At 65.3% G+C, this 23,613-nt stretch carries 19 protein-coding genes; 8 read left to right on the top strand and 11 right to left on the bottom strand.

Features of this window, described 5'->3' with window-relative positions:
• Positions 1-229: 229 nt before the first annotated feature.
• From GY937_13715 to GY937_13705, 3 genes are read right to left on the bottom strand one after another with little or no spacing between them, the layout of a single operon-like run.
• Positions 230-2,335 carry a HAMP domain-containing protein gene (locus GY937_13715; protein MCP5057762.1) on the bottom strand — a complete coding sequence of 702 codons (2,106 nt, stop codon included), beginning with the start codon at positions 2,333-2,335 and terminating at the stop codon, positions 230-232.
• 6 nt (positions 2,336-2,341) lie between these two features.
• Entirely contained in the window at positions 2,342-2,848 is a 507-nt protein-coding gene (locus GY937_13710; protein ID MCP5057761.1) for a hypothetical protein, read from the bottom strand.
• 9 nt (positions 2,849-2,857) lie between these two features.
• A complete protein-coding gene (locus GY937_13705; GenBank protein ID MCP5057760.1) occupies positions 2,858-4,024 on the bottom strand; it encodes a hypothetical protein in 1,167 nt (388 codons plus the stop codon).
• Between the two features lie 264 nt (positions 4,025-4,288).
• On the opposite strand from GY937_13705, the gene GY937_13700 reads away from it, so the two are divergent.
• The 7 genes from GY937_13700 to GY937_13670 all read left to right on the top strand — a co-directional run bounded on the left by GY937_13700 (position 4,289) and on the right by GY937_13670 (position 12,101).
• On the top strand, positions 4,289-5,422 hold the full coding sequence (locus tag GY937_13700; GenBank protein MCP5057759.1) for a hypothetical protein: 1,134 nt from the start codon (positions 4,289-4,291) through the stop codon (positions 5,420-5,422).
• Positions 5,423-5,464: 42 nt separating this feature from the next.
• Positions 5,465-5,941, top strand: a complete 477-nt coding sequence (locus tag GY937_13695) for a hypothetical protein (protein ID MCP5057758.1) — start codon at positions 5,465-5,467, stop codon at positions 5,939-5,941.
• Entirely contained in the window at positions 5,938-6,471 is a 534-nt protein-coding gene (locus tag GY937_13690; protein MCP5057757.1) for a hypothetical protein, read from the top strand. The genes GY937_13695 and GY937_13690 overlap by 4 nt, the downstream gene beginning before the upstream one ends.
• A 93-nt stretch (positions 6,472-6,564) precedes the next feature.
• Complete coding sequence (locus GY937_13685) at positions 6,565-8,106, top strand: DUF3459 domain-containing protein (GenBank protein MCP5057756.1); 1,542 nt, start codon at positions 6,565-6,567, stop codon at positions 8,104-8,106.
• Between the two features lie 94 nt (positions 8,107-8,200).
• Positions 8,201-10,051 (top strand): DUF2868 domain-containing protein, encoded by a 1,851-nt coding sequence (locus tag GY937_13680; protein MCP5057755.1) that lies wholly within the window; start codon positions 8,201-8,203, stop codon positions 10,049-10,051.
• A gap of 134 nt (positions 10,052-10,185) precedes the next feature.
• Positions 10,186-10,842, top strand: coding sequence for a TetR/AcrR family transcriptional regulator (locus GY937_13675; protein MCP5057754.1), 657 nt, complete (start codon positions 10,186-10,188; stop codon positions 10,840-10,842).
• Positions 10,839-12,101: a DUF418 domain-containing protein gene (locus tag GY937_13670; protein ID MCP5057753.1), complete on the top strand. Its 1,263-nt coding sequence runs from the start codon at positions 10,839-10,841 to the stop codon at positions 12,099-12,101. Before GY937_13675 ends, GY937_13670 begins: the two co-directional genes overlap by 4 nt.
• A gap of 9 nt (positions 12,102-12,110) precedes the next feature.
• Here GY937_13670 and GY937_13665 read toward each other — a convergent pair whose 3' ends face one another.
• The 4 genes from GY937_13665 to GY937_13650 form a co-directional block, all read right to left on the bottom strand.
• A complete protein-coding gene (locus tag GY937_13665) occupies positions 12,111-13,022 on the bottom strand; it encodes a DNA-3-methyladenine glycosylase 2 family protein (protein ID MCP5057752.1) in 912 nt (303 codons plus the stop codon).
• Positions 13,023-13,027: 5 nt separating this feature from the next.
• Positions 13,028-14,680, bottom strand: coding sequence for a hypothetical protein (locus GY937_13660; GenBank protein ID MCP5057751.1), 1,653 nt, complete (start codon positions 14,678-14,680; stop codon positions 13,028-13,030).
• 107 nt (positions 14,681-14,787) lie between these two features.
• The gene (locus GY937_13655; GenBank protein ID MCP5057750.1) at positions 14,788-15,939 is read right to left on the bottom strand and encodes a hypothetical protein; all 1,152 of its coding nucleotides are present in this window, start codon (positions 15,937-15,939) and stop codon (positions 14,788-14,790) included.
• Between the two features lie 181 nt (positions 15,940-16,120).
• Entirely contained in the window at positions 16,121-16,567 is a 447-nt protein-coding gene (locus GY937_13650) for an FKBP-type peptidyl-prolyl cis-trans isomerase (protein MCP5057749.1), read from the bottom strand.
• Between the two features lie 87 nt (positions 16,568-16,654).
• Between GY937_13650 and GY937_13645 the strand changes: the two genes are divergently transcribed.
• The gene (locus GY937_13645; GenBank protein MCP5057748.1) at positions 16,655-18,361 is read left to right on the top strand and encodes a thiamine pyrophosphate-binding protein; all 1,707 of its coding nucleotides are present in this window, start codon (positions 16,655-16,657) and stop codon (positions 18,359-18,361) included.
• A 9-nt stretch (positions 18,362-18,370) separates the two neighbouring features.
• Here GY937_13645 and GY937_13640 read toward each other — a convergent pair whose 3' ends face one another.
• From GY937_13640 to GY937_13625, 4 genes are all read right to left on the bottom strand, one after another.
• Entirely contained in the window at positions 18,371-19,897 is a 1,527-nt protein-coding gene (locus GY937_13640; GenBank protein MCP5057747.1) for a hypothetical protein, read from the bottom strand.
• 82 nt (positions 19,898-19,979) lie between these two features.
• A complete protein-coding gene (locus tag GY937_13635; protein MCP5057746.1) occupies positions 19,980-21,764 on the bottom strand; it encodes a glycoside hydrolase family 15 protein in 1,785 nt (594 codons plus the stop codon).
• A gap of 3 nt (positions 21,765-21,767) precedes the next feature.
• Entirely contained in the window at positions 21,768-23,330 is a 1,563-nt protein-coding gene (locus GY937_13630) for an alkaline phosphatase (protein ID MCP5057745.1), read from the bottom strand.
• A gap of 8 nt (positions 23,331-23,338) precedes the next feature.
• Positions 23,339-23,512 (bottom strand): hypothetical protein, encoded by a 174-nt coding sequence (locus GY937_13625; GenBank protein ID MCP5057744.1) that lies wholly within the window; start codon positions 23,510-23,512, stop codon positions 23,339-23,341.
• Positions 23,513-23,613 lie beyond the last annotated feature (101 nt).

Below are 23,613 nucleotides of genomic sequence, written 5' to 3'. Positions count from 1 at the left end.
CTGAAGGACCGGTCACAATGTTGACAGAGGTACCGCTGGATCCGGTCTCCGTCGCTCGATCGGAAGAAGAAGCCCTTCTTCTTGAAGCGCCAAGTGTCTGGATTCGCGTGAGAATCACAACCGGGAAACGGACAATGCGGAAGAGAACCAAGAACTCGCGGGTTTGACATGCCTGCTTTCCAAGGCAGCTTTCATGCCGGACCCATTCCTCGCTCCACAACTCAGGTTTCTAGGTTCGCAGCGTCCCGAGCGATTCGCGTAGCCCCTCACAGCGCTCGACCAGGGTGTCGATCTCCACCTGGAGCGTCGCGCTCGTCGTCCGGGCATGTTCGATCATCTCCTCGAGGCTGGGGAGCGTTTCCCGATTGATCCGGAGTTGGTCGTCGAGCGCGCGATCGATCTCCGCAGCCGCTCCGCCCACCTGCTCAGCCGAAGCGGCCAGGTCCTCGCTGCGTTGGTCTTGCTGTCGGCTCGCTTGCCTCATCACATCGGCTACGTCGCTCATCGTCGCGCAAGCTGCGGAGAGGCTCTGGGTCGCGCCCGCCTGCTCGAGCGCCGAGCTCACGATTTCTGTCGCACCCACGGAGAGCCTTCGCATGCCCTCGGTTCCGCGCAGGCACAGCGCGCTTTGGCGCGCCGCCGCCTGTGAGATCTCGCTGACGCGGCCCTGGGTTTCCCGCGCGCCTTCATGGATCTCGTCGAGCACCTCGACCGCCGACCGGGCACGTTTCTCCTCGCGGGCCACGACCTCGGCGCTCTCCTGAACGGCTTCTTCCGTGACTCGCGCGAATCGGGATACGCTGTCTACCACTCCGTGGATGCGCTGCGTGCTCTCCGCTGTGCGCTTTGCGAGTGAGCCGATTTCTTCTGCAACGACGGCGAAGGCCCTGCCCTCCGTGCCAGCCTGGGCGGAAATGATGGCGGCGTTCAGGGCGAGCAGGCTTGTTTCGGAGGCTACGTCCTCGATCAAGCTCGCGAGTTCGCGGACTTCGTCGATGCGGTCCGTGAGTTCTTGCATCTGTGTGCGCACACCCAGCTCCGCGTTCGCAACGGCGCTCATGCCTCGCGATGCCGCGAGGATATGCTCGCGCCCACGCTCGGCCTGCTCGAGTGAGAGGGCGGCAAGCTCGTCTGCGCGGCCGCACTCTGCGGCCACGTTGTCAGCTGCTTGCGCGACCTCGTCGACGTCATGTCGCACTCCGTTGATCGTCTCCGAGAGGTCTCCTGCGAGCCGCGCGATTTGATTGCCGCTCGTTGCGAGTTCACCGGTCGTGGCGACGGAGCCTTCGACGCGCTCGAGCAGGATCGAAGCCTGCTGCGCGAGGTCGTTGGAGCCTCCCCGAAGCTGCATTGCAGCCGTGGTCGATTCTTCGGACGTCGCGCGCAGCTGCTGGGCAGACTGCCTCATCGCGGCGACGCCGTGTTCCGCGACCTGCACCGCAACGAATGCCGACTGCGCGCGCTCGACCTGCTCGTAGGAGCGACGACCGAAACGCTCCGCGAACTCTCGAGCGGACTCCGCTGCCTGCCCGACGTCTCCGGCGGCGGTCCCCATCTGGTCCACCGATCGGCCCACTTCGGAGGCCATTGCCGCGAGGTCGCGCTCGAGCGCCTGGAACTCGTCGCCATCGGTACCGTCCCAGTGCGCGCTGAGGTCTCCATCGGCGATGCGCTGGATCCGCTGGCGCAGGGAGTCGAGGGATCGCACCGTCCGGCGGCCGAGAGCGAGGATCATCGCGACGGCCGCCGCGGCGATGGTGATGCCGCCGCCGAGTTCGATGCGTTCCATCCACGCGAGCGACGTCTGCACTCGTCGGCGCTCTTCGTCCGACCACGTGTGCGCTGCCAGGCTGAGGCGGCTCGAGCTTTCCCCCAACTCCAGCTGTCGACGCTGGAAGGCACCGAGGAGCGAGATGGTGCGCAAACGATCGTCGGCACCCACGGTACGGAGCTCCTCGGCGATCTCGATCGCGTCGCGGATCTCGGCGGACACCGCCCTCGCATCGGCCTCCAGCCCTGTGCCGGCAACGGCGCTCTCGAAGGCGCCCATCTGCTGTTCGAGGGCGCGGAGGTTGCCCTGGAGCTTCTCTTGCTGAGCCTGTTGCGCCTCCTGGCTCTTGCCGAGGAGCAGCGAAAGGATGTCGCCACGTAGGGCCTCGAGGAGATGCCGAACGCCGAGCTCGGCTTGGAGAGCCGTCCGCGTGCGGTCGAGTTCGCCGAGTTCCCGTCGTGAGGTTTCGCGCTGTAGCACGCCGACGGCAAGGATCGCGGCGAACCCCAGCGTCGAGATGACGCAGAGCCAGCGGATCCGCCCTTGTACGCTCGCCCGGCCCATCGGGATTCAATCGATCCGCAAGGGGTAGCCGGGATCCCCCGGAGCGAGGGTGCGGCCCTGGTGGCGGATCTTGATGATTCGCACGCCCAGGCCCTTCTGGCTCTCGAGCCACGCCCAGGACACGTAGCCGATCGTGCCGGGGTTCGTGGCCACGTGCCGCGCGACCGCCGCGTCTCCATCGATCTGGCGCGGCGGCTCTTTGCCGCCAGACAGGATCTCTTCCAGCCAGTAGTTCTCGAGGGCGCGTCGGCTGCGCCCGATGACGGCACGCGTGAAACTCGCATAGATACGCGTCGACGCGTCGTGGTCCGACGGCGTCAGGGAGCTTCCTCCGAAGCTTCGCGAATTTCCCAGGTACAGCGCGCGTAGATCCTGGAGGCTGAGCGCAGCCGGCTCGGCCAGCCCCTTGGGCGCAACCACCACGATTGCCTCGGCGTAGGCCGAGCCCGCCAGCAGCAGACAGGCCCCCCAGAGCAGTACCGCGAAGTGGTTCCGGATCCGTTCGATCGACATGCCGATGCCCTAGAAGAAGAGCCCGGTGTAGAGCCCCCAGCTGTGGAAGTCCTCCACGCTGGATGCATCGAATCGATTGTAGGCCCACTCCAGCTTCATCCGGACGTTCGGAATCGGGCTGTACCCGAAGGTGAGAACGGCCTCCTCGTGCAGATCTCCGTCACCGCGTTTGTCGTCGTCGCCGATCCCCAGACGCAGATTCGCATAGAGGCGCTCCGCGAAGTCCCATCGTAGCTTGGCGTATCCCGCCGTTCGGCTTTCGAAGCCGCGGGAACGGTCCTGGTGAAACAGTTCCCCCCGAAGGGTGAAGCCTCGTCCGATCTCCGTGTCGGCGTAGAACATGAAGTTCTGTTCCTGTCGGTCGTCGAAGTGCGGGTTCTTCTGCCGGTAGGTCGAGAAACCCAGGAGCCAGCGCTCATCGAGCCGGATCCGTACGTCGGCACCGATACCGAGGTTGCCGTCCTGTGGCTTGTTGGTGCCGTAGATCTCGGTCCCCGAACTCAGCCAGATATTGCCTTCCAGCCGTGCCGGAAGCCCTGCGACCCTGCCTTCGTAAGCGTCTCCGAAGAGGCGCATGCCCACCTGCTTGCGGGGCACGTAGGCGTTGTCTTCGTGGATCGGCTTCTGGATCGTATCCTGGAGGATGGCCCAGTGGATGGGCGTCCAGTATCCGAAGGGAGTGTTGAACTTGCCGAGCTGGAGAGCGAGGCGCTCGTCATGCCGGTATTGGATGTAGAGACGTTCGAGTTTGATTTCGCCCTGGCCGTCGCCATCGTCGAAGATCGGCGAGTGCTCGAATTCCAGTTCGGCGAAAGAACTCCAATGCTCGTCGATACGACTGTCGAAATAGAGGTAGAGATGGTGGATGTCGAACTCGGGGTCCGAGTTCCGCTTCGTGGAGTCGCCGTAGCGGAAATCGAGCCAGCCCCCGACACGCGTGTTGCCGACCAGGCGTTCCAGCCGGTTCGTGCGGCGATCCAGCGAGGTTGCCTCGGGCTCAACACCGCGGGACGAAAGATCAGCGACTGCGATTCGAAGCTCCTCGATGCTTCGTTGCTGTGCGTCGACCACCTCGCGCAGGCGATCGACCTCCGACGCCGGTGACTCATCGGCTCGGCTGGGCGCGGCTGAGAACGTCAGTGCCAAGATCGCGACCGCGATCCAAGGATGCTTCACCGCCCCCCCCCTCAGATGGGCCATGTACGTTCCGCTGCTTACGGGACGTTCCAGTCCCATCGGAATCCCGAGGGGAGGTCTTGAGGCCGGTGGGGGAGATTGCCTTTTCGACGATTTCAGGGTGATCTGCGTGGCTTCGTCGCTCCCGGGCCTCCTGGAAGACGGCCGTTTCAGTGCTCTCGATTGAAACCCTTTGAAAGTTCCGAGTTCTGTTGTGTGGAACCACCGTGTTACCGTCCCACAGTGGCCTGTTCCCGAAGATTCATGCTCCTGTTCCTGCTCGTCCTCTCCAGCCTCGGGGGGCTCGGCCCCACCAGCTGCGATCCTCCGCCGGGGCTCCTGCGTGTGGACGCCGACGGCGACGGCCTCGTCAGCTCCGCTGATGTGGCTCTCGTCACGTCGTGCCAGGGCATCGACCCGGCTCAATCGGCCGGCTGTGCCTCAGCCGACGTCGACCGCGACGGAAGCATCACTGCGGACGATCTGGTCGCCGTGCAGCAGAATGTTGGAAATCCCGTCTGCAACGAGTTTGTTGAGCTATGCGATCAGCGCGTGGACGACGTGGTCTTCGCCACTGCACACAACTCCTATTCCTCGGTCGATGCCGGCTACCAGGAGAATTTGTCGGCCAATCATTACATCACCACGCTGGCCCAGCTCGAAACCGGTTATCGAGGACTGATGCTCGATGTGATGCGCTGGGACGATCCCGACGTTCCTGGAGGCGAGACCCTGCATCTCTGCCACACCATCTGCCCTGGACTTTTCGGCTCTCGGGATCTGGTAGAAGCGCTGATCGAACTGAAGAGCTTCCTCGATTCGCGCCCCGGAGAGGTGGTGGTGCTCCTCTTCGAGCACATCGACCCACCTGATGAGTTCATCCCGCGGGTGGGACCGGACATCACGCCCGCCGAACTCGAGGCGGCCTTCACAGCCGCTGGGTTGTTGCCAGCCTCGCCCGAACTGCGTCCCTACGCTCACACGCCCGGCACGAACTGGCCGACCCTCGGCGAACTCGTTGCTGCCAACACCCGGTTGATCGTGTTCAATCAGGACGCCTTCGACCCCGCGATCCCTTTCTACCACTACATGTGGGGCCAGCACGGCTGGGACACGCCTTTCTCGAACACGGTCCTGGCGGATTTCGATTGTTCGATCGGACGCGGAAGCACTTCGAATGATCTCTTCATCGTGAATCACTTTCTCAATGGTCAGTTCACGGGACAAGCCGACCTGGCGGCACTCGCCGACCCGGAGGATGTGGTTCTGGACCACGCCCTCGATTGCTGGGCCGAGCGTCAGCAATTGCCGAACTTCGTGGCGGTCGACTACGTCTCCGTGGGTGACACGCTCTCAGCCGTCGACGAGTTGAACCGTATCTCCGTCGCGAGCCAATGACCCATGTCGTCCTGGATACGGCTCTTCAAGGTTGGCTTGGTGATGAGTGCTGGTTTGGCCTGTGGGCCCCAAGGTCCGCTCGGAGTCATCCCCGGTGGTCCGTTGGCCGGCGACGTGGTGACGCGGCCCGTCGCAGACTGGCACTTCACCGACGACGATGTCACCGTGGCGATCGAAACCCGCGGCGACTGGATCGACCACTCGGTCACAGTCATGGCAATGACCGACGGCCCTCATCTCTACGTGCCATCGCGTCAGGGCTATCGCAAGAGCTGGGTGAAGAACATCGGTCGCGACCCCCACGTTCGGATTGGCGTCGACGATCGCATCTATCATGGCCGCGCTGTCCGCGTGCTCGATCCGCTGGAGGCCGAGCGAGCCGCGCGTTCCCTGATTCGAAAGTACCTCGGGTTGGAGTTCGACGAGGTCCGCGCGTTGCTTGACCCGCCGGCCGAGGGCGACGACCACATCGAGGTCTGGTACTTCCGGATCGAATCGCTGGGCGAGGGGGAAGCGTGACCGGCCGAGCTTGGGGTCGACTCGCTCGGCGGGGTTTGATGGTCCTGCTCGTGCTCGGAATGGGTTTCTTCATCTGGGCCCGGCTTCTCGCCGGTGGCCCGGTGAGAATCATCCCTGGCGGTGCATTGCGCGGCGAGGTGATGACCGAGCCGATCCCGGATTGGAGCATGATCGGCTCGACCCAATACGTGGATGTCGAGAGTCGTGCCCGCTGGCTGCCGTACTCCAGAAGCACCTGGTTCATGGTCCTCGATGGCGAACTCTTCATTCTCTTGCCCCGCCTTTTCGGGACCGGTCTCGAGGACCGACTCCAGGAGGATCCCTCGGTGAGGATCCGCATCGAGGGTCGTGTCTACGCCGGACGAGTGTCCCTGGTATCTGACGGCCAGAAGCTCGGGTCGCTGCTCAGCCCCCTTCTGCGCCGAACCATGGCGGTCGAGGTCGCAGGCGACGCTCGGTCCGTCTCAGGTGAGGGCGGCCTCGAGTCGGGAGGCATCGCCATCTATCAGTTCGAGTCCTTGGGGCGGTAGAACCGATGCTATCTGCCGCGCCCACTTTGGGCCTGGTTCAACACGATCCGCGTGGATGGTGGATCGAGAACGCGCGCAGTGGAAGAGAGAGACATGAAGAACCCGTGGTGGAAAGAGGCTGTCTTCTACCAGATCTACCCGCGCAGTTTCTGTGACACGAGCGGCAACGGCATCGGCGATCTGGAAGGAATTCGTTCGAAGCTCGACTATCTGCATTGGTTGGGCGTCGACGCCTTGTGGATTTCTCCCTTCTTCTCGTCCCCGATGCGCGACTATGGCTATGACGTTTCCGACTATTGCGGAGTCGATCCCCTTTTTGGAAACGGAGACAGCTTTCGGCAACTCATCAACGATGCCCACGCACGCGGTTTGCGGATCATCATCGATTGGGTGCCCAACCACAGTAGCGATCAGCACCCGTGGTTCATCGATGCAAGAAAGGATCGCAATTCGCGATGCCGCGGTTGGTATGTCTGGCGTGACGGTTCGCCAGATCAGCCACCCAACAACTGGCGAGCTGCTTTTTCCGACCGTCCGGCCTGGACTTGGGATGCCCATAGCCAGCAATGGTATCTCCACCTGTTTCTGGCAGAGCAACCGGATCTCAACTGGAGCAACCCAGAACTCGTAGCGGAAATGATGGACACCCTACGCTATTGGCTCGATCTCGGTGTTGACGGTTTTCGAATGGACGTCATCCATTGCATCGGGAAGGACCCCGCCCTTCCGGATGTACCCCAGGCGGTAGCCAAGATTCCGTACTGTGCCTTGAATGATCACGAGAGCACTCATCAGCACCTGCAAAGCATTCGATCACTACTCGAATCGTATCCGGGCGATCGTGTCATGGTGGGCGAAGTATTCCTGCTGAACGCCAGGCAGGTGGCAGCGTACTACGGGCAAGACGATGAACTGCAGATGTGCTTCAACTTTCTGCCTCTATTCACCAGTTGGGATGCTGTTGCCTGGCGGGAACGCATTGACGAAGTGAATACGCTTTTCTTGCAGCAAGGTCATTGGCCCACCTGGGCGCTGTCCAACCACGATCAACCGCGTCACCGAACTCGTTATGGAGGTAGTGAGCATCGCGCGCGTGCTGCGGCGTTCTTGTTGCTGGCTCTACCCGGAACGCCCTTCCTCTATGCCGGCGAAGAACTGGGACTCGAAGATGCCGAGGTTCCGATCGACGCCCGCGTCGATCCCGGTGGCCGCGACGGTTGCCGCGCCCCCATCCCTTGGAGCGCAGAACCACCCTACGGCTGGAAGCAGCACGACAATTGGTTGCCCTGGCCCCCCGATCGAGGCGAACGAAACCCCGAGGTGCAGCAAGCCTCCGATACTTCGATCTTGCAGCTCTACCGCTCCCTTCTGGCTGCACGACGGAATCATGCTTCGCTACGAAGTGGCAGCTTCGAATGGATGCCTTCGTCCAAGGGCATTCTCTTCTGGAAACGCGAGCTGGCTGGGGATTTCTGCTATCTCGCGATCAACTTCAGCGATCAGCCCCAACGGCTTCAATACGAGGGGGCATTGCGGGTTGAGCTCTCGAGCCAACGCACGAACGAGGGTTTCGGGGAATCCCCGGGAATGCTTGCTCCCGACGAGGCGCTCTTGTTGATTCCGAAGAAGGACTGACTGGAGCCCGGATGCCCTGGAATTGGCTGGATGGACCAGGCCAGATGGGAGCCCGGGGCGCGGCCTTTCTCCTCTGCGTCTATGCTCTCCTGCCATGAGGCCCGAGGCAGTTGCCGAGATCCTCCTGGTGCGGGCCGTGGAGGAGGAGCACCCCGAGGCGATCGAGCCCGGGCTGCTGATCGATGCGCTGGAGGCGGCGGGTGCGCCCCAGGAGCCGCGCCTCTGGCTGGCCCGGCGCGCCGCCTGGCTATGTGATCATGCCCTCGCCCGCTTCCATCCCCTGCTCGCCATGCCAAGGGCCGGGTTGGTGGCAGGCCCATTGCTGTTGGTCGTCGCGTTCGTGGTCGGTGTCCTGACCAACTCGTTTGGTCCGGTCGAACGGATTCACGCCATCGCGAATCCGATCGTCGCGCTGATCGTCTGGAACCTGCTGGCCTATCTACTGCTCGCATTCGGCGGTGTTGGCCGCTGGTTGCGCCTGGTTCCCTTCGAGTTCGGAGACCGGCAGAAAAGCGAACGCCCGCGGCGTCGTCGCAGCCATCTGCCGGATCGTTCCTCGTGGCGCGTCCGGTTGGTTCGGCGGGCCGTACCCGCCTTGTGGCTCTTCCTGCAGCGCGGGCGATTCGAGGCCCAGGAGCAAGGGCGGGTGCTGCGGGATGTGGCCCGTGGCTTCTGGCGGCATTGGACCGAGCGCGCGACGACGGTCTTCGAGTGGAGCACGCGTCGGATCCTGCATCTGATCGCCATCGGTGTGGCGGCCGGTGCGGTGGCGGGAACGCTCGTCCGCGGGCTCTTCTTCGACTACCACGTCGTCTGGCGCAGCACGTTTCTCCGCGAGCCCGAGGGTGCCGCCCGTCTGCTGGATCTCGTGCTCGGGCCGGCGGCCAGGATCCTCGGTCAAACGCTTCCCGGTGAGCCCGGCGTGCGCGCCATGATGGGGCCCGACGGTGTGGACGCGGCGCCCTGGATCCTGTTGTTCTCCGTCTCTGCCCTGCTGTGGATCGGTATTCCGCGGCTCCTGCTCGCGGCGTATGCCACCTGGCGACTTGGCCGCATCGGCGCGGAGATCGATCTCGGCCTCGAAGACGACTACACCAAGGCCCTGCTCAGCTCGGCGCTCTCGCGGCAGCTCGACCAGGTCGTCGACCGGATCCAACACGATGTGGAGCAGCAGAGCCGTCGCTTCGCCGACCAGGTGGGCCGCCACGTTTCGGAGACGCTCTACGACGAGAGGGTCGTGCCGCGGCTCCAACGCTTCCGCGAGGAAGGCGGCCGGCTCGCTGATCTGGAGACCGATGTCGAAGAGCTGGCGCGCAGCTTCCAGGTAGAGATCGAGGGCTTTCTGGAGGACGCGCGAACGGAATTCGAGACGGAGCTCGCACGGGCGGTGGCGGAGCGTCTGGGACTCGACCGGCCGGTTGCGGCCTCGCCGGGGGCGCTCTCCGGCGGCGAAGTCGCCGAGCGTTCCGGTACGTCGGCTCGCGATGTCGGCAACCGAGTCGGTAAGCACCTGGCGGATGTGGTGGCTTCGGCGGTTTCGGCCGGCGTGGCGCTGGGCGTCGGAGCCGTGAGCGGAGGTTTCGGCAAGGTCCTCGGCACCGCCGTCATCGTCGGTCTGCTCCACACGACGGGCCCCGTTGGCTTTCTCGTGGGTGCGCTTGCTGGTCTGATCAGCGCCGGGGGCATCTACTGGCTCGGCCGCGATCGGGCGGTTTCGGCCGTGAAGCGGGTCTCGCTGCCAGGCGTTGCGGTTCGCGGGTTGCTCCGCCAGGAGCGTTTCGGGCGAATCGTCGATGAGGGCCGGGAGACCTGCCGGCGAAGCGTGCGCGATCTGGTGCAGGAGCGCCTCGAGACCCTGGCGCCGGAGATCGCCGAGCGGATCTGGGCCGACGTGAAGCCGCTGGTAGGGGAGCGCGCCCGGCCGGTGTCCGCCCGCCCGAAGTAGCTGGTCCGGCGGGCGATCCGAGCCGGTCATCACCGAGCATTTGCTCAGCAAAACCAATTGGTTGGGCATCCCGAGATACTAGAAATCACTCGTGCAATTTGACAAAGCAAGCGCTTGCTTGCAATATTTGATGAATGATTCAGATACAAGCCCTGGAGGAACTCCCGCGCAGGGGCGAGCAGTCCCGAGAACGCATCCTGGATGCGGCGACCGGGCTGTTCGCCGCCCGCAACTTCGCTCCGGTCACCATGCGAGCCATTGGCGAGGCAGCCGGGCTCGACAACTCGAGCCTCTACCGCCATTTCGACAGCAAGAACGACCTCGCCCGCGAGGTTCTCCAGCGGGCGATGGCCGGACTCGCGGCCCGGCTCCTGCCAACCGTGTCGCGTGAGTCGGCAACGCTCGATGGGGTGGTCCAGGTGGTTTCGACGGCAGCGTTGTACTTCTGGGATCATCCGGATGCGGCGCGCCTCGTCCTCTTCTGGGTGCTCTCACCCGTGGACACTGCGACGGGCTTCGATGTCTCACTTCCCATCGACGCCGTCGGGCAGCCCTCCGGAAACGTCTATAGCCAGATCGCAGAACTCGTCGGCCGCGCCCGTCGCGCCGGAGAGATCCGGGACATCGCCTGGCCGGATGCGTTCATTGCCGCCATGGGCGCGATCATCCTGCGCCCTGCGACCCGTGGCTCGTTGCTCACGAGTCAGGAGCCCGAACGTTCTGACAGCGAAGCCAGGCGTGCCTGGGGCGGGGAGGTCCGCTCGTTGGTGCGAGGAACCCTCGCGCCGTGACGGCGGAAGCGACGCAGCCTGCCGAGCGCGCCGAGATCCTCGATGTTCTTCGCGGTTTCGCGTTGCTCGGCATCTTCGTTGCTCACGTGCCCGGCTTTTCCGGTTGGGACTACCTCTCCGCAGCTGATCAGGCCCGGCTCGACCCGGGAGCGGACGTCATTCTCCAGTACATCCGGGAGGTGCTGGTCCGGGGCAAGTTCTACTCGCTCTTCTCGCTTCTGTTCGGTTTCGGCTTCGCGATCCAACATGCGCGGGCCAGAGCCCGTGGCGTGGGCTTCGCAGCGCTGTTCGGCCGTCGTCAGCTCGGTCTGCTCGCGCTCGGGGTCGTGCACAGCGTGTTCTGGCACGGAGACATCCTGCTCACCTATGCGCTGCTCGGTTTTCTCTTGATTCCGTTGGCAGATCGCTCGCCCCGCTGGATCGCGGGCTGGGCGCTCGGGTTGTTCGCGCTCCGCGCCGCATGGGGCGTGGTGATGTGGCTCGCCGCGGACGGCCTGACTTCGCTGGGGGGCTCGGCCGTCAGTGATGGCAGCGGCGGGGTCGACGTCATGGGAAACCTGAGCCGCGTGACGGCGGGCTACGCCAGCCCCCACCTGGGAGAGATGTTGTCTTCCAACCTGCGGTTCTTGCGCCTCAAGTGGCTGCTCGCACTCTACGACGGAAGGCTGTTCTCGATCGGTGCGTTCTTCTTGCTAGGCGTGGCGCTTGGAAAGTGGCGTGTGCACGAACAGGTCATCGCGAGGTCAACCGAGTTGCGGAGGCTCGCATGGCTGGCCGGCTGCATCGGTCTACTGGGAAACCTGGGCCTCGCATTCCTCTGGCCTCGCGTGCTGACGTATCCTCCGACGGTCGCCGGGGTCTGGACGAACCTCCTGTACGCGCTCGCGGTTCCCTCGCTGGCCATCGCGATGGCTGCTGGCATCGCCAGTGCCTGGGGCCGAGGAGAGGGCCGGTCCGTCCTGGCGTGGTTCGGGCCACCGGGCCGTATGGCGCTGACGACCTACGTGGCGCAGACCGCGATCGGTATCGGGGTCTTCTACGGCATCGGCTTCGGCCTGCGCGGCAGCATCTCGTTGAGTACCGGGCTCGCGATGGCACTCGGCGTGTTCGCGTTGCAGGCGGTCGCGGCCAACGCATGGCTTCGCCACTATCGCTATGGCCCACTCGAGTGGGCGTGGCGATGCTTCACCTACGGGAGCGCCCTTCCCATTCGACGGGCCAGCAGGCACGTAGGCCCCATGGGCGCGGCCGACGGCTGACGGCCGGACTCAGGCCCTCGGCAGTGGGCGCAGAGCCATACGAGGGCCACGTCGCGGTCGATTCTTCCCCGTGGTGTGGAGCCAACGGATCACCCGGCCACGATGCCCGCGGAAGGGCTCGAGCAACTCGATCATGCGCGCATCGTCGGCGCGCTCCTCACCGGCCAGACGGAAGGCTACGAGATGTGGAAGGTTCCAATCGCCGAGCGGCACCTGGTCCGCGAAGCCGAGCCCGCGCCCCATCACCGAAGACGCAGTCCACGAGCCGAGCCCAGGCAGGGCCGTAAGACGCGCGAAGGCATCCGCTTCGGTCATCTGGCCCGCTTCCTCCAGCCGACTCGCGCGCTCCCCGATCCTGCGAAGGGTCTCGCCCTGGCGCGGCAAGATGCCGAGCGGGGGAAGGAGGGCGGGCGTCAGATCTCGAAGCTGCTCCGGTCCGAGGGGTAGCCGCAACTCGTCGAAGGGTCCGGGTGCCGGTTCGGCCAGGCGCGCGACCAGGTTTCTGAAGGCCCGCTTGGCTTCCTTGTTGGAGACCTTCTGCTGCAATACGGCCGGCACGAGAAGTTCCACCACCCGATGTCCGCGTGCGAACCGAATGCCAGGACGGCGCTTCGCGAGCCTCCGAATCGGTTGCGGGAAGTCGTCGGGGGAGGGCGGTTCGTCGTTGAGCCCGAGCAGGTCCCGTGCGTGCTCGAGAACCCATTCCGCACCGTCACCCCAGGCCTCGAGGCTGAGGGTCGTCTCCTCCTTGCGTTGAACGAGGAGCGTCGCCGGGCCGACGGGTGTGCGGGTGGCCCGCACGGCACCGTCCCTTCCGATCGCGCAGGTCGGATCGCTTCGCCCGATGGTGAGCGGCCCGAGCGTATTCGCGAAGTCGAGATCTCCTTCGAAGAGCAGGGTTCGCGTGGCGGGAGCGGTCATGCCTTCTAGAAGCGGCTCGCCTGGAGTTCGACGTCGGCCCGGGCCCACGCGGAAAGGAAGGCGGCTTCGGCATCGTCGGCTGCGGGGTCGCCAAGTGCCCGCAGGCTGGTCGCCAGACCGAAGCGCGACCAGCCGTTGGAGGGGTACAGCTCCAGATCCCTGCGGTAGGTCGTCGCCGCTTCTGCCACGCGCCCCTTCTCGAGGAGAACGGCACCGAGGGCCTGGCGGACCGGGAAGTAGAACGGCGGAGGCTCCATGTAGACGAGCGCATCCTGTTGGGCGACTGCGTCCTCGAGGGCCGATACAGCCTCGTCATGACGTTCCGATGCCGCAGCCAACTCGCCTTGCAGATGAGCCGTAGCGATTCCGAGCAGGGCGCGGGCCGAGGCCGTGCCCCCGGCGAGAATCAGGGCCTCGCTCTCCGGTAGGGCAGCACCGGCGCGGAGCTCCGCGAGCTCTGCCTCCGCGGCGGCCAGGTCGCCAGTGCGCACTCGCGCGAGGCCGCGTGCGTAGTGCCAGACAGCCGACAGGTAGACGTGGACCGTATCCGGCTGTGGCTCTCCGAGGATCGCGTCCCATTTCCCGAAGCGCGCCAGGGTGAAGATGGGGATCGCCATGAATTCCTGCATGAACGCGAACTCGGCGACGGCGGGCGCCGTCTTGGCGGCGAGCTTTCGCGCTGAGGTCAATGCGATCTGGCTGCGGCCCTCGGTCGCGGCTGCCGCCCAGAGGAAATGGATGTTGTGGGGGTAGTAGGCGGCACGGTAGAAGGCGCCCGGGCTGCAGACCGCGAAGAATTCCTCGTCCGCGGCTGCCGCGCGCTCGTTGATCTCGAGCGCGTCCTGGTAGCGGCCCACACGCCAGTAGATATGCGATGGCATGTGCACCAGGTGTCCCGCATCCTCGGCAAGAGGCGCCAGCCGGTCGGCAGCCTCCTCTGCGCGTTGCGGGTGATACTCCTCAACGGCATGGATCAGGTAGTGGTTCGCACCGAGGTGCTCGGGCTCCCGTTCGAGTACGCCTTCGAGGAGTGCGAGCACGGTCTTCGTTTCGGGCCGGGGTTCGTCGGCGTTCTCCCAGTAGTTCCAGGGCATCAGGTCCATCAGGGCTTCCGCGTACAACGTGGCGGCATCGTTGTCGTTCGGATGCCGCTCGTGCAGCTCGCGCATGGCTTCTGCGTAGGCCCGATCCAGGGAGCTGCGATCCTCGGACGGCTCGGCGGAGTACCGGGCTGCCAAGGCTCGGATGTACTCCCCCTCGGTTGCGCTGGCACCGGGCACCAGTTCGAGGGCTCGTTGCACGGCGGAATGGGCGCGGCGTCCCGCCTCGGGCCCCATGGGCGCATTGATGTTCGGGCCCAGCGCAAGGGCGGTTCCCCAGAAGCACATGGCGCAGGCTGGATCGAGGCGGGCGGCCTCCTCGAAGGAATCCACCGCCGCTTCGTGGTTGAAGCCGTAGGTAAGCGCGAGCCCCTGGTCGAAATACTGCTGGGCCCTGGGCGAACTCGTGGTGATCGGATGACGATGCTGGCCGAGTTCATCCAAGAGCACAGGGCTCCTGGCCTCGTCCTCCAGGATCGCAGGCCGGGCGCAACTCAGGGCGAGCGCCGCGAGTAGACCAAACGGCACGAGGGTGGCGAGGCGAAGAGGCTGGGGCATCGCGGGCTCCTTCCGATGGGCCGCTATGGAAGCATCCTCGGCCAGCGCCTGCGAGCCTTTTCTGCGGCTTGCTCTGGTTCTGCCTCAGCGCCCGCTCCGCGCCGCCCTCAGTGCGCCGGAAGGCCCCCGTCGGGTTCGAGGGCCACGCTGCGGCAACCGGGGGGCGCCGTGAGGGGATTGCAACCCGAAGGGGCTCCGCCGGGAATCTGCACCTGGTAGCCGGTGTCGAAGATCGGATTCGGGACCGGAAAATCGCTGCTCACGAAATGTGCGCCACTTGCCAATGCTGCATCCCGGCGCGTGGTATCACCGCTGCGTCCCTCCACGGTGTCCGCATCGGCGCGGGTGCGAACCAGGTACCCCTGCTTCACCAGGCTCTGGATCTCGACAAGCGCGCCAACCGGATCGTTGCGCTTGACGAAGGCAGCGTCCGGCGTGCCGGGCACACCGTTGGTGAACAGCACGCGCCCCTCCAGGTTTGGGCGCCCGATGAGATAGTCGGTGCGTTTGGAGCCTCCGTTGTCCATCGCGAACATGATCAGGCCGCGCGCTTCTCCCAGGAGAGGCCAACCGGCACCGAGCACGCTGTCCTCGAGCGTCTGCCCCGGAAGCCGCACATCGTCCGGCGTGAGCAATTGGCTCGGCGGGAAGACGGAGCGGATCTCCGCATCCAGCGTGTCGAGCTCTGCCGGTCCGAAAGGAATCGGGATCGCGAAGCCCAGATTGAACGGATCCGGGATCACCTCATCCTTGAGCTCCACCAGGATCGTCAGGGGGAGGTGGCGCGGATGCGCATCGGACCAGGCTTTCACGACCAGCAGGCAATCGACGAAGGTCAGGCAGGTCGTTTCGAAGTCGACTTCCTGCACGTGCAGCACCTTCAGGCCCGGCTGCGACATCTCGGGATCCGGGGACTGGATCGGATCCTGCACGAAGGCCAGGGCCGGCCTGAGGGCGAAGAGCCCGCCCGCGGGGTCTGCGAACACATTGAGTTCGATCTGGCGCACGCCCTGGTTCTCGAATTGCTCGTCGAGTGGGAGGTTCGTGTAGTCCCAGGCGATGGCCTCGGGGACCAACGCTTGCAAGAGCGAGAAGAACGCCGGGCGCGGCGCGATGTGATAGCTGTTGTGCGTACCGAGAGACCGGATCTGGTTGAGATCCAGGCACGCATCGGCATAGCGGTTCCGGTAGCGCTCCTGGATGCGCTGGAGAATGGGCAGCGCGACCGCGTTGCCGCCGGGCGCGAGCTGCCGCATCATCGATTCCTCGATGCTGGCGACCCGCTTGGCCTGCCTACGGCAATCCCGGTTGCGCTCGAAGGGGCCGGTATCGCCCTGGGCGCGCTCGCCGTGGCCGGAAGCAGGAGAAGGAGTGCAGCAGCAAGAAGACGCATGGGGAATCTCCGCGCTGGGCAGGTTACCCCGGATCGGATTCAGGCGGCTACTGGATTCCCAGCAGCTCCACTTCGAAGATCAGGGTGGAGTTCGGCGGAATTGGGCCCGCCCCGCGCTCTCCGTAGGCCAGGTGGGGTGGGCACGTCACCCGGATCTTTCCGCCCTCCTTCATCGTCTGAACGGCTTGAGTCCAGCAGGGGATGACGCGGTTCAGCGGGAAGGCGGCGGGCTTGCCCCGGTCCACGCTGCTGTCGAAGACGCTGCCGTCCTGGAACGTGCCGTGGTAGTGGACGCTAACGGTATCCGTGGCGGCCGGGGAGCGGCCCTCGCCTTCGACCAGCACTTCGATCGTCATGTCGGCCGCCGGATCCATGGCCGCCTCGGGGCTCGGGGCCGTTTCGGCGTCGCCGCCGACGACGTCGGTGTCGCTGGCGGAGCAGCCGAGCATGAGGAAGAAGGAGAGAAGGAGGGCCGCGCAGGCTTTGAATTGCATGGACGGAGTCTAGTGGCCTGTTTCCTGTCTGCCCGTCTTCTGATCCGGTGTCATACTGGTGCTCCCAATTCACCCTCGGAGGCACCCATGGCCGAAATCACCGGAGGCGAGCTGCTGGCGCGCTGCCTCGCCAGCGAGAACATCCAGTTCGTTTTCGGACTTCCCTGCCCGGAAATCGATCCGCTCCTGGCCTGCCTCGAAGCGCACGGGATCCGTTTCGTACCGGTACGGCACGAAGCCGCGGCGGCGCATATGGCGGAGGGTGTCTACAAGACGACCGGGGCCGCTTCCGTCGTGCTCGGGAACCCGGGGCCGGGTTCGGCGAATCTGCTGCCGGGAGTGATCACCGCGCGGCACGAGGGGGTGCCGGTCCTGGCGATCACATCCCAGCATCGCCTCGGCATCGTCTACCCCTCACCGCCTTCGACTTTCCAGGGGCAGGATCAGCTCGACGCGTTCGGCCCGAGCGTGAAGTGGGGAGGCCCGATCTTCGAATGGGGTCGTATCCCGGAGGTCACGCGCCTCGCATTCCGCGAGATGTGGAGCGGAAGGCCCGGTCCGGTGCAGCTCGAGATTCCTGCTCCGGTGCTCATGGCGACAGGCGACGAGGCGGCGGTACCCGTTCTCGCGCCCCGGCAATACCGCTCAGGGCCCGCCGAGGTTTCCGAATCCCAGCTGGAGCAGGTGGCTGAACTGCTGACGGCGGCGGAGCGCCCCGCGGTGCTGGCGGGCTCGGGGGTCGACCGGGCCGAGGCAAACGAGGCGCTGCTCGAACTGGTTGCGCTGCTCGATTGCCCCGTCATTTCGACGATGGCCGGCCGATCCGTGGTGCCGCGGGATCACGCGCACGCCTTCTATCCCTACAGCACCGCCGCCGATCAGGTTCGGCGTGAAGCCGACGTGATGCTGGTCGTCGGTTCGCGGCTCGGCAATCTCGATCTGCCCTACGACAAGTACTGGGGCGACCCGGCTCGGCAGAAGATCGTCCAGATCGATTTCGAGCCCCGGCATCTGGGTGTCACGCGGCTGATTGCATTGGGTGTGGTCGGTGAGGCGAAGGGTGCGCTCGAGGGCCTGCTGCGCGTGCTCGGGAAGCAGGGTTTCCGGCGAAGTGGCGCGGCCGATCTCGCGCGCTACCGCGAGGTCGAAGAAGGCTGGTGGCGCGAGCAGCTTCAGCCCATCGATGCGTTCGAGGGGCCCGGCCTGCATCCGGCCCACGCGATGCGGGCGGTGGGAGAGGTCTTCGGTACGGAGGCCATCTACACGACCGATGGTGGAAATACGTCACTCTGGGCGCATTGGCTGCTGCCCTCGACCCGTCCGCGCTCCTACCTGAACATTCTCGAACTCGGCATGCTAGGCACCGGCATCCCCTCGGCATTCGGAGCCAAACTCGCGAATCCAGATCGGGAGGTCGTCTGCACGACGGGTGATGGCGCGGCGGGTTTCAACATCATGGAGATGCAGTCTGCTGCCCGTGAAGGGGTGAAGATCGTGACGGTGGTCTTCGCCGAGGGCTCCTGGACGATGGAAGAGCCGGGCGAGCTGATGATCTACGGCCGCACGTTTGGCACCGAACAGGGCACGATCCGCTGGGACGTTGTCGGTGAGGGCCTCGGATGCCACGGCTTCTACGTGGATGGACCCGATGACCTCCGGCCAGCGCTCGAGCAGGCTCGGGCGGTGGATGGGCCCGCGGTGGTCTGCCTCCGCACCAGCCGTGAGGCCAATCTGGCGACCCCGGGCGATCCTCTCCAGCGCTTCATTGAGGTCTATCAGGGCCCGATGGGTTAGCGGCGGCCGTCAGCGCCCTTCCACCAGATCTGCGAGTGCGCGCTCCTCGAAGCGCGCATAGAGCTTGGGCGCGAGTTCGGCCCAGAGCAGCGAACTCTCGGCTTCGTTCTCGGCGGCCAGGACGGCGGCGAGTTCGCGTGCGTCGTCCGCAGCGAGGTGGTCGCCCAGTCCGAACTCGAGGAAGGAGCGTTCACGTCCCTTCACGCCGAACTTCAACAAGTCGCCCAGGGCCTGCATCAGCAACAACGTGTAGGGGCCCTCCCAGGTTTCCAGGATGGCCGCGTCGCGCCAAAGCCGCGGCAGTGCGCAGAAGCGCTCCTCGATCCCGTTTCCGCCGAAGACCATCATGGCTTCATAGACGTGGCCGGGGGCCCGCCGCGTGACCACCGCCTTCGCAATGCTCACCAGGACCCGCGCCCAGAGCGCGCGATCGGCGTCGTCCGGGCGTTCGAGGCTCGCGATCCAGGCGTCGGTCGTGGCGAAGGCTCCAGCCTCCATCCGGTCAGCGGCTTCGGAAAGACGACCTAACGACCCGGCGACGAGCGGATGTTCGGAGAGCTTGCGTCCGAATGCCTGGCGGAAATGCGCATACGCATTGGCCTCGCGGACCGCGCGCCGCGCATAGCCCGCAGCCGCGACGACGTTGTGGATACGGCTCGTGACCAGCACCGTGGCCACCATGTTCTTCAGGCCACTGCTGGGGTCGCCGACCGGCCATCCGACGGTGCCATCCAGTTCGAGTTCGGCAGTCGCCAACGCGCGCGTCCCCAGCTTGTCCTTCAGGCGAAGGATGCGGTGGCCATTGGGCTCGCCCTGCCAGAGGCGCGGCACGCAGAAGAGCCCGACGCCGCGATGCCCCGCCTGACCACCCGCCACGCGACCGGTGACCAGCCAGAAATCCGCCGTGAGGTTCGAGCAGAACCATTTCTGTCCGCTGAGTGTCCAGAGACCATCGCCCGTGGGCTCGGTGCGAACGGCATTGGTGGCTGCATCGCTGCCGCCCTGGATCTCGGTGACGAATTGCGCGCCGTGCACCCACGCATCCGGAGTCGCCTTTTCCAACTGACTGAGCACCTGACGGCTGCGTTCGTCGTGGCCGTGGATGCGCAGGGCTCGCACCAGCCCGTCCGTGCAGGCCGAACTGCACGCCAGCCCGGCCTCGCCATTCTGGTTCAGCAGGTAGAAGAAGGCGTAGCGTGCACGCTCGTCGAGATCCGGGTTCCAGAGGCCGGAGCCGTGGACTTCCGCCAGGCCTTGCTGGGTCTCTGCGGGAAGTACGACCTCGGTCCCCTCGCGGTTGTACGGGCCGCGCTCCGCGACGAAGGGGAGGTTCTCCCGGCGCTCGACGAGATCGGCTCGCTCTCGAAATCGGCCCGAAGCCGCAGCACCGAATTTCCGCAGCCAGCCGACGGCTGCCTCGTCGAGACGCGATCGCTCGAGCCAGGCCCCGAGTAGTGCGTCTTCCTCGAACCAGTTGCCCTCGAGTCCCTCGAGGTAGCCGTTGAATTCGTAGCCTTCCGGGGAGGTGTGGTCCATGGGTCTGCTCCAGGTGAGCCCCCAGTGTCCCTGCTGTCGATGGGTGATGCAAAGCCGGCGCGCGACGCTACCCGAGTCAGCTTCAGAGCGCCTCGTGCCAGCCTTCCGAGAGCCTCATGGCGCACAGGATGAGGCCGACCATCGAGTAGGTCTGTGGGAAGTTTCCCCAGAGTTCGCCTGTCTCGATATCGAGGTCTTCGGAGAGGAGGCCCAGATGGTTGGTGTGGCGCAGCATGTTCTCGAAGAGCTCTCGGGCTTCGTCCTTGCGCTTGAGTGCACAGAGTGCGCCGATGTACCAGAACGTGCAGATATTGAACGCGGTTCGCGGCTCACCGAAATCGTCGGCGGCGTGGTAACGGAAGAGATACGGGCCCCGGCGCAGATCCTGGCCGATCGCGTCCACAGTGGATGCGAAGCGCGGATCATCTGCGGGCAGGAAACCGACGTGCTCCATGAGCAAGAGGCTCGCATCCAGATCCTTGCCTCCGAAGCTCTCCGCGAAACATCCTCGCTCTTCGTTCCATGCCTCGTCGCAGATCACGCGATGCATGTGTTCGGCCTGGTCCCGCCAAAAGCCGGCCCGATCCGGCCGGATCAGTTTCTCGGCGATCTTGGATAGTCGGTTGCAGGCCGCCCAGCACATCAGTGCGGAAAAAGTGTGGACCCGCGCGCGGGTGCGAAGCTCCCACAGCCCCGCGTCGGGCTGGTCGAAGAGCTTCACGGCTTGCTGGCCCACTCTTTCGAGGCGTTCGAAGAGCTTCTCGTCACCGGGGGACCGGAGCCGGTGGTCGAAGAAGGATTGCGTCGCGGCCAGAACGACGCTCCCGTAGACATCGTTCTGGATGTGCTCGTAGGCCTGGTTGCCCACGCGAACGGGCCCATGACCCAGGAAACCGGGCAGGCTATCGATCTGACGTTCGATGAGGCGCGCTTCCTGGGAGACACCGTAGACCGGCTGGAGCTGCCCATCGGGGGAACTGCGCACCAGGTTGGTCAGGAAACGCAGGAAGCCCTCCATGGTTCGGGTTGCCCCGAGCCGGTTGAGCGCGTCGATGGTGAAGTAGGCATCTCGCAGCCAGCAGTAGCGGTAGTCCCAGTTTCGTTCCGTGCCGGCCGCTTCCGGAATCGAGGTGGTCACGGCTGCGACCACCGCGCCGGTTTCCTCGAAGTTGCAGAGCTTCAGGGTAATCGCCGCGCGAATGACGGCATCTTGCCACTCGAAGGGAATCGAGAGCGAGCGCGTCCATTCGAACCAGTAGCTCTGGGTTTGTTCGAAACTCCGCCTGGAGAACCGCGCGACGGATGTCTCCAGGGATTCGTCCGGGCCGAGGACCAGATCGATGTCTTCCTCCAGCACGAAGGAACGTTCCTCGAGCACGTAGCTCACCGAGGCATTGGTGGTCAGACGGATCGTGGAATCCGCGAGCACGTAGCGGATGTGGTTGCTGCCGTGGGTGGTCTCGGGGGCGCGCGCGCCGTAATCAGTGGAAGGGCGGAGACGGATGCGGATGCGCGGGTCGCCCGAGATGCGGCGGATCTGGCGCACCAGCATGATCGGGCGGTACATCCGCTCCCGTTCCCGGTAGCGGGGTGCGAAATCGATGATCTCGATCTCACCGCCGTTCGCGTCGTGAAGCCGCGTCACGAGGATGGCGGTATTCCGCAGGTATTCCTGCTCGCTCGATCTGAAATTCTCGAGCAATACGTCGAAGAAACCGGATTCGGGCTCACCCTCGCCGGCCAGCAGGCTCGAGAAGACCGGGTCGCCGTCGAAGCGCGGCAGGCAACACCAGACGTTGCGCCCCTTGTCGTCTACGAGGGCCGAAAAGCTGGCGTTGCCGAGGATTCCGAGATCGAGCTGGGCCACGCCCTACTCATCGGCAGACCGGGCCATCGCCTCCACCAGAGCGTGATACAGGTAGTGTTGCTCCTGGACACCGAAGAAGAGCGCTGCTCCGGGGCCATCTGCGTAGACGGCGACGTCCTCCCCGCTATGGGTGCCGGAGTAGCGCGGCAGCAGCGCCTCCTGGAGGTAGCCCGGGTCCGTGGTGTCGACCTCCGTGAGATCCGGGCGCCCTTGGGCCGGCTCGAAGCTCGTGGCCTCGTAGTGCGGGAAACGTTTCGGCCCCGCCGGTTGCAGATCGGTCGCTCCGGTATGGCCCGGGCCAAGGCCGTAGCTGAGGGTCGCGAAGGGTCGCCCCGCCCCGTCCATCGCCAGTTTCGGTTCCGAACCATCCAGTGGGTTCTCCCGAGCCTTGCCGAGGATCGGATTTCCGCGGGTCACGTAGCCGGCGATGTTGAGGGGGTGGCTGTGATCGGCGGTGACCACCAGCAGGGTCTCCGCACGATTCGTGCGATCGAGCGCCACCTGCACGGCGCGGGCGAACTCGACGGTTTCGACGAGCGCCCGGTGGGCGTTGTTTGCGTGATGGGCATGGTCGATCCGGCCGCCTTCGACGAGTAGCACGTAGCCTTCTTCGCTCTGGCGGAGGATGTCGATGGCTTTGGCGGTCATCTCGGAGAGCGAAGGCTCTCCGCCCTTGTCCCGGCTCCGGTCGAGCTCGAAATCCATGTGGCTCGGGTCGAAAAGGCCGAGCAGTTTGCGGGTGCCGCGGGGATCCACCGCGTCGAATTGCGTCTGGTTCCAGATGGCGCGCCCAAGGGGGTACCGCTTCTGCCATTCCTCCATCAGATTCCGCTCATCGAAACGCAGCCCCGGAACTTCGGGCTCTTCCGGATCCTTCGCGTTTGCCGGCAGGAACATCGCTCGCCCACCGCCAAGCACGACGTCGATTCCGTCGCCCGCCGAGAACTCCACCAATTGACGTGCGAGATCCGGGAAATCGTGCTTGCGCGCCTCGTGGGAGAGCAGGGAATCGGTCTCCCAGTTCCGATGGGCGGCGTGGCCATAGCAGGCTGCCGGCGTGGCATGGGTGATGCGAGCGGTCGTGACGATGCCGGTCGCGACGCCCCGCTCTTCGGCTTCTTCGAAGAGCGTCGGGACCCGAGCCGGTCCAACGCTCGCCCAGTCGTCGAAGACGACGGCGTCGTTGACGCCCAGCACCCCGGCCTTCGTCTTCACCCCCGAGGCGATGGCGGTCATCGTGCCGGCCGAATCCGGCACCTGCTGGTTCGTGTTGTACGTCTTGATGAGGCCCACGTTCGGGAACCGCTCGAAGGAGAGCTGATACTCCTCGCCGGGATTACCTGCCTGCTGTCCCGCGAAGATCCGCGCGGCGGTGATCGTGCTCATTCCCATGCCATCGCCGAGAAAGAGGACGACGTTGCGTGCCCGCGGAGTTGGGCCAACTCGGGCGCGAGCGCTTTGCACGGCCACACGGCCGGATCGGAACCACGGGTCGCTCGCGCGCACATCGCCGCCCAGGGCGGGGAGGGCAAGCAGAATCAAACCGAACGCCCAGCGCGGACGCATCCGCAGGCTCAACGGACGACGAACGTCGCGAGATCGGCTTTCAGGCTGACTCGAATCCGGTCCGCCACGCCACCCCGCAGCTTTCGCTTCGTCTCGGCGAAGGCCCTCGGCTGCAGCGCAGTCAGGTTCCGGGCCGTCTCCAGTGTGTTGGCGATCACGAGAAACCGTAGAAATCTGATCATCTAGCCGTGGTCGCGCGCGAGTGCTGGTTTCTCGTCAGAACGGCGAATCGGTGTCGGTCGGATCGGTGTCGAGTTCGCGATCGAGAGCCGCGAGGTAGTGT

The sequence above is a fragment of the bacterium genome (genome assembly GCA_024228115.1).
Taxonomy (GTDB): Bacteria; Myxococcota_A; UBA9160; order UBA9160; family UBA6930.
This window is presented reverse-complemented; position numbering and strand designations above follow the sequence as displayed.